This window comes from Mucilaginibacter mallensis (genome assembly GCF_900105165.1).
Taxonomy (GTDB): Bacteria; Bacteroidota; Bacteroidia; order Sphingobacteriales; family Sphingobacteriaceae; genus Mucilaginibacter; species Mucilaginibacter mallensis.
In genome coordinates this window covers 3199263-3212006 of record NZ_LT629740.1, presented here as the reverse complement: position 1 = coordinate 3212006, position 12744 = coordinate 3199263, and the positions used below count along the sequence as shown (strand labels likewise).

At 42.9% G+C, this 12744-nt stretch carries 5 protein-coding genes; all 5 read left to right on the top strand.

The window, feature by feature from the left end; translation table 11 throughout:
- The 5 genes from BLU33_RS13070 to galB all read left to right on the top strand — a co-directional run bounded on the left by BLU33_RS13070 (nucleotide 1) and on the right by galB (nucleotide 12738).
- On the top strand, nucleotides 1-2838 hold the full coding sequence (locus BLU33_RS13070; RefSeq protein WP_091373444.1) for a glycoside hydrolase family 95 protein: 2838 nt from the start codon (nucleotides 1-3) through the stop codon (nucleotides 2836-2838).
- Between the two features lie 68 nt (nucleotides 2839-2906).
- On the top strand, nucleotides 2907-6416 hold the full coding sequence (locus BLU33_RS13065; protein WP_232009269.1) for a malectin domain-containing carbohydrate-binding protein: 3510 nt from the start codon (nucleotides 2907-2909) through the stop codon (nucleotides 6414-6416).
- 20 nt (nucleotides 6417-6436) lie between these two features.
- Entirely contained in the window at nucleotides 6437-9190 is a 2754-nt protein-coding gene (locus tag BLU33_RS13060) for a family 78 glycoside hydrolase catalytic domain (protein ID WP_091380507.1), read from the top strand.
- 14 nt (nucleotides 9191-9204) lie between these two features.
- Entirely contained in the window at nucleotides 9205-10329 is a 1125-nt protein-coding gene (locus BLU33_RS13055; protein ID WP_091373441.1) for a glycoside hydrolase family protein, read from the top strand.
- Nucleotides 10330-10332: 3 nt separating this feature from the next.
- Nucleotides 10333-12738, top strand: a complete 2406-nt coding sequence (gene galB / locus BLU33_RS13050) for a beta-galactosidase GalB (RefSeq protein WP_091373437.1) — start codon at nucleotides 10333-10335, stop codon at nucleotides 12736-12738.
- Nucleotides 12739-12744: the final 6 nt, after the last annotated feature.

The window sequence follows — 12744 nt, the reverse complement described above, 5'->3', positions numbered from 1 at the left end:
ATGAGAGGAAAAATAAAAATATCAGCCATTAAAGCATTCTTTATTGCGGTCGGAATTCTATTGGTGATAAGTGATCCGCAATTATCTTTTTCCCAATCCGGTTTAAAGTTATGGTATCAGCAGCCTGCCGTAAAGTGGACCGATGCGTTACCCATTGGTAACGGGCAAATGGGTGCCATGTTATTTGGCAGGGTTGATGAAGATCATATTCAGTTTAACGAGCAAACATTATGGACAGGCGGCCCAAGGGTCTATGCAAGGGCAAGGGCTTCCAAATATCTACCCATCATACGCAAACTGTTGGTTGAAGGCAAACAAGCCGAAGCGGAATCTATTGCCCAGGAACATTTTATGGGGATGAAGAGCCATGAGCTCACTTATGCAGCGGATTCCATCGCATGGTATAAAAAGATGCGTTTGGATACATCTGCGTCAGCCGCTGAATTTGATAACAGCAAATGGAAATTCATTACCCAACCCGAAGCAAATGGCTGGGAAACATTCCCCGGTTTTGAAGGGCTTGATGGCGCAGTTTGGTTGAGAAATAGTTTTGATCTGCCTGCTAATATGGCTGATAAGGATTTAGAATTGGATCTTGGTCGTGTTCGGGATATTGATTTTACCTATGTAAATGGCAAGCTGATAGGCACAACTAATAATACAACCAGTCGTAAATATCTTATCCCGGCAGGATTACTGCATCCCGGCAAAAATACAATTGCTATACAGGTGCTTAATTTTTATGATAAGGGGGGATTGACTTCGGCAAAGGAAAAACCGGCGATCTATCAAAAGGATGCACCTCAAATCAGCATCATATTAAAGACGGTATGGAAGTATTGGGTGCAAAATGATGAGCCACCTGCGTACCCACGCTATAATGCCGATTACCAACCATTCGGCGATGTTTATTTGCAATTCCCCAAACAACAGGTATCCAATTATACCCGTGATCTTAATTTGAATACAGCCACAGCGCATGTAAACTATAATGCCGACGGTATTACCTATTCTCGTGAATATTTTGCAAGCGCTCCGGATCATGTGATAGCTATACATCTAACCGCAAGCAAACCTGGCAGCATCACTTTTAAAGCACTCCTTAAAACGCTGCAAAGATCCTATAATATTTATAAAGTTGATAATAGCACATTGGCGTTATCGCTCAAAGTAAACGATGGCGTACTAAAAGGCGTGAGCTACTTACACGCAGTTGCGGCAGGAGGCAAAGTTGATGTAGATTCAAATAGCATTACCATTACCAACGCTAATGAGGCAACGCTTTACTTAACAGCTGCCACCAGCTTTAAAAATTATAAAGATGTATCAGGCGATCCGGATGCTATCTGTAAAAATACAATAGCTAAGTTTAGTGGTAAAAACTATTCTGATGTAAAAACTGCTCATATTAAGGATTATATAAGCTACTTTAACAAGTTTGCTATCAATTTAGGCACTACTGCAAATGATACATTACCTACCAATAAACGAATACTGGCTTTCAGTAATACTGCCGATCCGGCTTTGATAGCACTTTACGTGCAATATGGTCGTTATTTGCTCATCTCGTCATCCCGCTCAGGTGGTCAGCCGGCAAATTTACAGGGCTTGTGGAATGATTTGCTTACACCGCCATGGGGCAGTAAATTTACTACCAATATCAATTTAGAAATGAACTACTGGCCGGCTGAAGAACTGAACCTTTCGGCATGCAGTGAGCCATTCTTTAATATGGTTGATGGCCTGGCGCAGGCCGGAAAGATCACGGCCAAAGAACACTATGACGCACCCGGCTGGGTATTGCACCATAACACCGACCTATGGCGCGGAACCGCGCCTGTAAACTCATCAACGCATGGTATTTGGGTAAGTGGTGGTGCGTGGCTTTGTCACCAGTTATGGGAGCATTATTTGTTTACAAAGGATGAGGCTTTTCTGCAAAACCGGGCTTATCCCGATATGAAGGGCGCAGCGGAATTCTTTGTCCATTTCTTAACTAAAGATCCTAAAACCGGGTACCTCATCAGCACACCGTCAAACTCGCCGGAGCATGGTGGATTGGTTGCAGGCCCAACTATGGATCACCAGATCATTCGAGACTTGTTTAAAAATACGATACAAGCTGCTGCGGTATTGGGCATCGACTATAAGTTTAGCGATACGCTTAAAACCATGTACGCGCAAATTGCACCTAACAAAATAGGAAGTCACGGGCAGTTACAGGAATGGATGGAAGATAAGGATGACACAGCCGATACGCACCGCCATGTGTCGCACATGTGGGGTATTTATCCGGGGACTGATATTACCTGGGATACGCCGGAACTAATGAAAGCAGGCCGCCAGTCGTTAATTTACCGGGGCGATGAAGGCACAGGTTGGAGCATCGCCTGGAAGGTTAATTTATGGGCCCGGTTAAAGGATGGTGATCATGCCATGCGTTTATTTGATATGCTGCTTTCACCTGCTGATGTAAGCTCAGGCAAGGAAAAAGGCGGCGTTTACCATAATTTATTCGATGCGCACCCTCCATTCCAAATCGACGGAAATTTTGGCGGCGCAGCCGGATTGGCGGAAATGCTTCTGCAAAGTCAAGGTAGCACTATTGAAATATTACCGGCCTTGCCATCGGCATTACCTGATGGTAATGTAAAAGGCATCTGCGCCCGTGGTGGTTTTGTGCTGAGCTTTAAATGGGATAAGGGACAGCTAAAAAATGTAGAAGTAACCTCCAAAGCAGGCGGCATTTGCAAGCTTCGCTACCACGATAAGGTGATCATTTTTAATACACAAAAGGATAAGACATACCATTTTAATGGTTTTTTGAGTAAAGTATAATGAGGAAGCATAAAGTAAATAGATCTTATAGATCCCGGCTGAGCCATCAGCTGGTTTTTATGCTTTTTATGGTTGTACTATTACTTTTTATAGGTAAACCTGTTATCGCGCAGCAAAATATCCGGCAGGAGACATTATTGAACAACAATTGGCGTACCATTGCCAATGAGAGGGATATTAACGCATACAAAGGCTTTGAAAAAGCAAGCTTCCCCGATAAAAATTGGCTAACGGTTGATGTGCCGCATAACTGGGATAATTATGGAGGATATCGTCGCTTAAAACACGGTAATTTACATGGCTATGCCTGGTATCGTAAAGTATTTACCATCACCGAGCGCAAGGCAGGTAAACGTTATTTTTTATGGTTCGAAGGGGTAGGATCATATGCAACTGTATGGCTGAATGGTACACAGGTTGGCTACCATGCAGGTGGGCGCACCACTTTTACTATTGATGTTACCAATGCCATAAAAACTGGCAATAACTTGTTATGTGTTCGCGCTGATCACCCGGCATTTATTAAAGACCTGCCCTGGGTTTGTGGCGGTTGCTCGGATGATCCCGGTTTTTCTGAAGGCTCGCAACCGATGGGTATTTTCAGGCCGGTACATTTAATAGTTACCGATCCCGTAAGGATAGAACCTTTTGGCATACATGTATGGAATGATACCACTGTTTCAGAACAATCAGCCACCTTGAATTTAGAGACCGAAGTAAAGAATTATACATCAACAGCAGTTACAGCAACTGTTATAAACAAACTTATCGATGCAAAAGGAAATATAGTCGCGCAAAGTAAATCGGAATTAAACCTTGTTGCGGGTGGAACAAGTATCACTAAGCAGATCATGTCAGAAATTAAGCTGGTTCATTTATGGTCGCTGGTCGATCCGTATTTGTACACGGTTTTAGCACAAGTGGTCATTAACGGTAAGATAGCCGACCAAACATCAATTCCCTACGGTATCCGCTGGATCAGTTGGCCTATTGACCGTAATAATGGCGATAATCGTTTTTACCTCAACGGCAAACCCATATTTATTAACGGTATTGCCGAATATGAACACATGATGGGTAACAGCGCGGCATTCAGTAACCAGGAAATTAAGGCGCGGGTAATGCAATTGAGATCAGCAGGGTTTAATGCTTTTCGTGATGCGCACCAGCCGCATAATTTGGAATATCAAAAATATTGGGATAAACTGGGCATACTCTGGTGGCCGCAGTATTCGGCTCATATTTGGTATGACACCCCTGAGTTCAGGGAGAATTACAAAGCTTTACTACGCGATTGGGTAAAGGAACGTCGTAACAGCCCGTCAGTAATTTTATGGGGATTGCAAAATGAAAGTCGCCTGCCGGAAGATTTTGCGAAAGAGTGTTCAGCTATTATCTGCAGTCTTGATCCCACCGCATCCACCCAAAGAAAAATAACCACCTGTAATGGCGGCAAGGGTACCGATTGGGACGTGCCGCAAAACTGGTCGGGCACCTATGGCGGTAATCCATTGGATTATGCACAAGACCTGCAAAAAGACATTTTGGTAGGCGAATATGGCGCATGGCGCAGTATTGACCTGCATACGGAAGGCCTATTCAATGAAACCAATATTTTAAGTGAGGACCGCATGAGCCAATTGCTCGAAACCAAAGTGCGTTTAGCCGAGTCAGCCAAACAAAACGCGGCCGGGCAATTCATGTGGTTATTGTATTCGCACGAAAATCCCGGCAGGGTACAAGGCGGCGAAGGCGAACGTGAATTGGACAGGGTAGGCCCGGTTAATTACAAAGGTTTGTTCACTGTATGGGGGCAGCCACTCGACGCTTATTACATGTACCGTGCTAATTACGCTGATAAGTTGAAGGAACCGATGGTGTACATCGTATCTCATACCTGGCCAAATAGGTGGCTTAAACCGGGTAAAAAGGATAGTATTAGTGTTTATTCTAACTGCGATGAAGTTGAGCTGTTTAATAATGTTAAAAGTGTTTCGCTTGGTAAAAAAACAAGGCAGGGCATCGGTACACATTTTCAATGGGATGGGGCTGATATTAAATATAATGTTCTGTATGCGGTTGGTTATGTAAATGGTAAGGCTGTAGCGCAGGATTATATCATTTTAAATCATCTGCCTGAAGCACCGCATTTAAAGTTATTAACGCAGGCAAATTCATCAATTTTAAAACCCGCAGTTGGCTATAAATACCTATATCGCGTTAACTGCGGCGGACCGGATTACAGAGACAAGCAAGGTAATTTATGGATGGCGGATGCTCATCAAACCAACAAAAATAAATGGGGCTCAACTTCGTGGACGGATGATTATGCCGGTATGCCCGCATTCTTTGGAAGCCAGCAGCGCACTTTTGATCCGATAAGATCAACTGATGATGCAGCGCTTTTTCAATCGTACAGGTTTGGGATGAATAAGCTTAAATATAGCTTCCCGGTACCCGATGGCAATTATAAAGTTGAGCTATATTTTACCGAGCCCTGGTATGGCATAGGTGGCGGGATGGACTGTGCCGGCTGGCGTATGTTTGATGTAGCTGTCAACAATAAAACCGTAATTAAGAATTTGGATATCTGGAAAGAAACAGGTACTGATAATGCCCTTAAAAAAACAGTTGCCGTACACGTAACCGGCGGACAACTGCAAATTTCCTTCCCGCATATAGCGTCTGGTGAGGCTATTATTTCCGCTATCGCGATAAGTACACTTGATCATAAAGTTGTACCTGCACCATCAAGGGGAGGGGTAATAAAAGAGTTGAAAACCGATAAACAAGCCAATTGGTCTGTACAATCATGGCTGGATATAGGGCAGCAGGTTTATGCGGGGGTTGGTATTCGCTTTAGTGAGTTGCCGCCTGCTTTGTATGGCGCTGACTGGATTAAAACATCAACTTCAAAATCAGCCGAGGCAAGTTTTACGCTTGCTGCCGCAAGTGATGTTTATGTAGCCATGAATGTTAAGCCTGAAAACCGGCCAGGTTGGCTAAAAGATTATTTGCCGACAGGTTTATCCATACAAACAGATGAGAACGGCGGGACTGATTTCGCACTGTATAAAAAGAGGTTTGCATCCAATGCAAATGTTGTTTTAGGCGCTTATAAAGATGGACAAAAATATACAGTAGCAGTGTTACCGGTTACCACTCTTGAACCCGCTACCGATCTGAAACGAAGCGTAAATTATGGCGTAGCAAATGCTCTCATACAAGGCGATGGTGCAGTGCAGGATACATTGGATAAGAAAAAGATCATCCATTTTACACAATTGACAGGCGGCAAAGTAATATTAGGCATAAATCCCGGTGTGGCTGATAGCTATGCTTTGCGGTTCAAATATTATAACGCGAGCGCCAAAACATATTCGGTTAATATGCAGTTACAGGCTGCTGATGGCACGATAATGAAAACAGAAGTATTAAGTTTTAAGCCGTTGACAAAAGGTAAATCGGGCGCGGTTAGCATAACAACCGGCAGTAGTATAAATGCAGGAAATTACAAAGTGATATTAACCGCTGTTGACGCGGATGGTTTAATTATATCAGGGTTTGAAATGCAGTAATGCTGCTAAATTATAGTGAAATGAAAAGATTTTATTTGCTGCTTTTACTGTTTCCGTCACAGGTGTTTGCGCAAACGCTGAAGGTAGCCAATTTGCAATGCGAGTATGAGAGCAATCCTATGGGGATTGAGGCCTCATCGCCAAAGTTGAGCTGGAAGCTACAATCTGCAGAACGCAATATTATGCAAACAGCTTACCGTATTTTGGTTAGCGATAATATTGAAAGTTTAGATAAGAACATAGGCAATACCTGGGATTCAAAGCATATCAATTCATCAACATCAATTGAGGTAGCTTATAAGGGTAGGCCGCTTTTATCAGCCAAAACTTATTACTGGAAAGTGACAGTTTGGGATAATCACCAGCATATGTCAGCATGGAGCGAAATAGCAAAATGGCAAATGGGTTTGCTAACACTCGCCGATTGGGCAGGTGCAAAATGGATAGCCTACGCGCAAATGCCCGATTCCATGCGCATGGTGCCTTTTCCGGCAGGTAAAGGGCCCAAAGGTTTGCTGCCTGCTAATGATGTGCTGCCCTTGTTGCGCAAAACGTTTACTATTAGCAAGCCTGTAAAAAGAGCTACCCTATACATATGTGGTTTAGGTCATTTTGATATGAGCCTGAACGGCAATAAGGTAGGTGATCATTTCCTCGACCCCGGATGGACGCAATATAATAAACAGGCTTTATACGTGCCTTTTGATTTAACCGACAAGTTGGTACAAGGTAACAACGCGTTAGGTGTAATGCTCGGCAACGGCTTCTATTATATCCCAAGGGATAAACGCTATCGTAAAATGACCGGTGCTTATGGCTATCCGAAAATGATATGCCGACTGGTAATTGAGTATAAAGACGGCTCGATTACTAATTTAGGGAGCGATAGAAGCTGGAAAACAGCTCCTGGCCCAATAATTTTTACCAGCATTTACGGTGGTGAAGATTACAATGCCAACCTGGAGCAACCCGACTGGAACACTATTAATTTTGATGATACTAAATGGCAAAATGCTATAATAGTAACGGGCTCTCCGCAATTAAACGCGCAGGCAGCTGACCCGCTGAAAGTGATGCAGGAATTTACCCCCATCAGCAAAAAAGACATAGGTAATGGCGCATGGGTTTATGATCTGGGCCAAAATGCATCAGGTATCCCGCAAATCACTATTCAGGGCAAAAAGGGGGATACGGTACGAATTATCCCCGCAGAATTAATTCACCCTGATGGCAGCGCAAATCAAACCGGATCAGGCAAACCACATTATTATAATTATATTTTAAAAGGTGGCGGCCCCGAAACCTGGCATCCTCAGTTTACCTATTATGGATTCAGGTATTTACAGGTAGAGGGCGTAGTTTCGCAAGGCAAAGCTAATCCAAGTCAATTGCCTGTTTTGTTAGATATAAAGGGTTTACATACACGCAATGCTGCCGCTACGGTTGGTAGCTTTAGTTGTTCAAATGAGCTGTTTAACCGCGCATTTAAGCTGATTGACTGGGCCATGAAAAGCAATATGGCAAGCCTGTTTACTGATTGCCCGCACCGCGAAAAACTGGGTTGGCTGGAAGAAGTGCATTTAGTAGGGAATTCAATACGTTATAATTATGATATCCATCGCCTGGCACTAAAATGTATAAACGATATGCGCCTGGCGCAAACATCCGAAGGTTTAATACCTGAGATAGCACCTGAATACACTCAATTCGGCGAGCCTTTCCGTGATTCACCGGAGTGGGGAAGTAATAGCATCATTTTGCCGTGGTATGTTTATGAGTGGTATGGTGATAAAGATGTGTTAGCCAATAGCTACGATATGATGAAACGCTATATCGATTACTTAGGCACGAAAGCCGATCATCACATCCTTACGGAGGGTTTAGGTGATTGGTACGACCAGGGTCCCCAAGCGCCGGGCTATTCACAGCAAACACCAAAAGGAATTACCGCGACTGCTTTTTATTATTATGATCTCGATATTATAGCTAAAGTGGCAAAGCTTTTAGGTAAAACGCAGGATGTTGCAACCTATAATGTTTTAGCAGCAGATGTTAAACAGGCTTATAATAAAGCATTCTTTAATACGCAAACCAAAGAATACGGCACAGGTAGCCAAACAGCAAATTCCATCTCGCTATACATGGGTTTAGTTGAACCACAGGACAAAGATGCTGTTATCAACAATATGGTTAAGGAATTAAAGGATCATGGCAACAGCCTTACTGCTGGCGATATTGGGTTTCGTTACCTGCTGAAAGCATTGGATGATGCCGGGCGTTCGGATGTGATCTTTGATATGAACAGTCGTTCAGATGTGCCGGGATATGGCTATCAGTTGGCACACGGAGCAACTTCGTTAACAGAATCATGGGGAGCTTTGCCGCAGGTATCCAACAATCACCTAATGCTGGGCCATATTATGGAGTGGTTTTACAGTAGTTTGGCCGGCATCCGCTCAGCTCACGGTGCCATTGCCATGAATAAGATCGAAATAAAGCCGGAGCCTGTAGGTGATGTTACTTATGCAAAAGCGAGTTATGATTCACCTTATGGTATTATTGCTACAGACTGGAAGAAGAGAAATGGAGATTTTGACCTAATGGTTCAGATCCCGGTAAATACCACCGCTGTAGTATACCTGCCTGCTAAACCCGGTACAGTCATTACTGAAGATGGAAAACCGGTTAATAAATCACAGCTTTTAGGCTATAAAGATGGTAGGGCTTTAATAAAAACGGGTTCAGGTATCTACCATTTTATTGCGGGTAAATAGAAAATCAGCATCGTATGAAACTTAAACAAATCATATTAACTACACTTATTGGCATAACCACTTTAGGCAGTGTTATGGCGCAATCCGACATCAATAAAGTGCCTGATAATGTAATGCAACAGGTTTATGACCAGGTAAAAACGCCATACAAATACGGCTTGGTTGTAGTGCCGGGGGATAATTCAAAAAAGGTGGATTGTCCAACTATCTTCCGTAAAAGTGGCAAATGGTTCATGACCTATATTGTTTTTAATGGGCGTGGCTATGAAACCTGGTTGTCTAACAGTAAGGACCTTTTGCACTGGGAAACTACAGGCAGGATAATGTCATTCTCCGATACCACTAATTGGGATAATAACCAAAAAGCAGGCTACCCAGCACTAATTGATACCAAATGGGGTGGAAGCTATGATCTGCAAAAATATGATGGCAAATATTGGATGTCGTACTTCGGCGGTCATGATCGTGGGTATGAAAAGGGGATGCTTTCCATTGGTATAGCTTATACTAATCAGGATCCGACTGTTGCGCATGAATGGACACGTTTAGATCATCCGGTGCTGTCGGTGCTTGATAAGGATGTTTCCTGGTGGGATAATCATACACAATATAAGGAAACTGTAATCTGGGATAAATCGAAGCTAACGGGCCATCAATTTGTGATGTATTACAATGCTAACGGGGATAGCGTCGACAAAAAACACGGTGCTGAGCGAATAGGAATGGCAACATCTGATGATATGCTGCATTGGACACGCTATGGAAAAGATCCTGTATTGAACCACGGCCCCGGCATAACTGGCGATCCGGATATTCAGAAGATCGGTAATGTATATGTGATGTTCTACTTTGGTGCGTTTTGGAAAACCGGTCTGGGTGGGGTTTTTAACCGCTTTGCATGTTCTTATGATTTAATTCACTGGACAGACTGGACGGGAGAAAAACTCATCCAGGCATCCGAACCATTTGACAATGAATTTGCCCATAAATCATATGTGGTGAATTGGAAAGGAGTAGTTTATCATTTCTATTGTGCGGTTGATAAAACGCAGCAGCGTGGCATAGCCGTAGCTACATCAAAAGATATGGGTAAAAGTGAAGTGAATTTTGTAGCACCTCCGGTAAAAGTTAAAAAGTAAACTATGCGTTTGTTGTTTATTTGTTTGGTATTAAGCTTATTCTGTTGCAACTATGCATCGGCACAATCGGTGCGTAAAACAGAAAGCTTTGATGCGAATTGGAAGTTTATGTTGGGCGATGATAGCCTTGCAAAACAGCCTGCATTTAACGATGGCAAATGGCGCACGCTTGATCTGCCTCACGACTGGAGCATAGAAGGTAGTTTCGACGAAAAAAATCCTACAACACAGGGCGAAGGTGGTTTACCTGCCGGTATTGGCTGGTATCGTAAGACTTTCAACGTGCCATCATCGGCAAAAGATAAGAATGTATTTATTGATTTTGATGGCGTTTACCGTAATTCGGAAGTCTGGATAAACGGTCATTACTTCGGCAAGCGACCCAATGGCTACATTTCATTCAGTTACGATCTTACCCCATACTTAAATTTTGGCGATCGGGATAATGTAATAGCTGTTAAGGTTGACAATGGAGATCAGCCTAATTCACGCTGGTACAGCGGGTCAGGAATATATCGTAATGTGTGGCTTACTACAGTAAATAAAACTTGTTTTACTAAATGGGGTACTTTTGTTACTACTCCGCAGATCTCAAATAATCAGGCATCGGTACATATAAGCACCACTATAAGGCCGGAAGGTAAGGGGCTTAGCTTAAAAACAACCATCTATAATGAGAAGGGAGAAGCAGTAACTTCTAATTTTTCACCGCTTAAAAATTCAAGCGATACAACTTTAGCTTCCGCATATAATTTAACGATTAAAAATCCGCAATTCTGGTCAACCGATCATCCGTATCTGTATAAAATATCGCTGCAAATTATGCAGGGAAGCCGGGTGTTGGACAATATTACCGTTAATACCGGTATCCGTTCTTTTGAGTTTGATGCACAAAAAGGCTTTTCCTTAAATGGTGTTCACATGAAGATCAAAGGTGTTTGTATGCATCATGATCTGGGGGCATTAGGTGCTACTGTTAATACACAGGCGATAGAACGGCAATTACAAATTTTAAAGGATATGGGGTGCAACGCTATCCGTACCTCACATAATCCTCCCGCACCAGAGTTTTTGGACTTATGCGATAAAATGGGCTTTTTAGTGATGGATGAAGCCTTTGATATGTGGGCCAAAAAGAAAACCAAACATGATTATCACGAAGATTGGGCACAATGGCATAAACGGGATCTGGAAGATCAGATCCTGCGTGATCGTAACCACCCATCTGTATTTATTTGGAGTATAGGTAATGAGATTCGTGAGCAATTTGATAGTACAGGTATATCTATAGCCCGGGAACTGGTGAGAATAGTGAAGAATATTGATAATACACGGCCGGTTACCTCAGCGTTGAGCGAATCAAATCCGCATAAAAACTTTATTTATCAATCGGGAGCATTGGACCTGGTAGGGCTTAATTATCACCAGGAAGTATATGCTGATTTTCCGAAGAATTATCCCGGTCAAAAGTTTATAGCTACCGAAACTATGTCGGCATTGGAAACCCGCGGATTTTATGATACGCCAACCGATACTACAAGGCACTGGCCGCAAAGTTCAAAGGTACCCTTTAAACAAAGTAATTCTGAGTTTGCAGTTACTGCTTACGATAATGTAGCGGCTTATTGGGGTTCAACCCACGAGGAAACGTGGAAGGTCATCAAAAAATATGATTTCCTGTCGGGATTATTCATTTGGACTGGCTTTGATTACATTGGAGAGCCAACGCCATATCCCTGGCCTGCACGTAGTTCTTATTTCGGTATTGCTGATTTGGCTGGTTTCCCAAAGGATGTTTACTATATGTACCAAAGCGAGTGGACAAACAAACCTGTTTTGCACCTGTTTCCGCACTGGAACTGGAAGCCCGGGCAATTAGTTGATGTTTGGGCCTATTATAGTCAGGCCGATGAAGTGGAACTGTTTTTAAACGGCAGGTCATTAGGTGTGAAAGCTAAACAGGGCGATGAGTTGCACATAAACTGGAAAGTTAAGTTTGAACCCGGAACATTGAAGATTGTATCCCGAAAAAATGGAAAGATTGTATTAACACAAGAGATACATACAGCTGGCCTGCCTGCAAAAATCGAGCTATCAGCAGATCGCAAATCCATAAATGCCGACGGTCAGGATCTTTCATTTGTAACAGTAAAAGTACTGGATGCCAGTGGTAATATTGTGCCGGATGCTGATAATCTTGTTGATTTTAAGATCACAGGCCCTGCACAAATAACTGGAACTGATAATGGTTCGCAAATAAGCATGGAATCATTCAAGGCGAACCATAGTAAAGCATTCCACGGTATGTGTTTACTGATAGCCCAGGCAAAAAAGATTGGGGGCACAGCTATTATTTACGCGCAGGCTAAGGGTTTACAACCTGCTAGTTTGGTTTTAAATGTTAAATAAACAACC

What these genes read in the sequence shown, in the direction of transcription:
- galB (WP_091373437.1), top strand. Translation starts at nt 10,333, where the DNA reads ATGCGTTTGTTGTTTATTTGTTTGGTATTAAGCTTATTCTGTTGCAAC.
- BLU33_RS13060 (WP_091380507.1), top strand. Translation starts at nt 6,437, where the DNA reads ATGAAAAGATTTTATTTGCTGCTTTTACTGTTTCCGTCACAGGTGTTT.
- BLU33_RS13055 (WP_091373441.1), top strand. Translation starts at nt 9,205, where the DNA reads ATGAAACTTAAACAAATCATATTAACTACACTTATTGGCATAACCACT.
- BLU33_RS13070 (WP_091373444.1), top strand. Translation starts at nt 1, where the DNA reads ATGAGAGGAAAAATAAAAATATCAGCCATTAAAGCATTCTTTATTGCG.
- BLU33_RS13065 (WP_232009269.1), top strand. Translation starts at nt 2,907, where the DNA reads ATGGTTGTACTATTACTTTTTATAGGTAAACCTGTTATCGCGCAGCAA.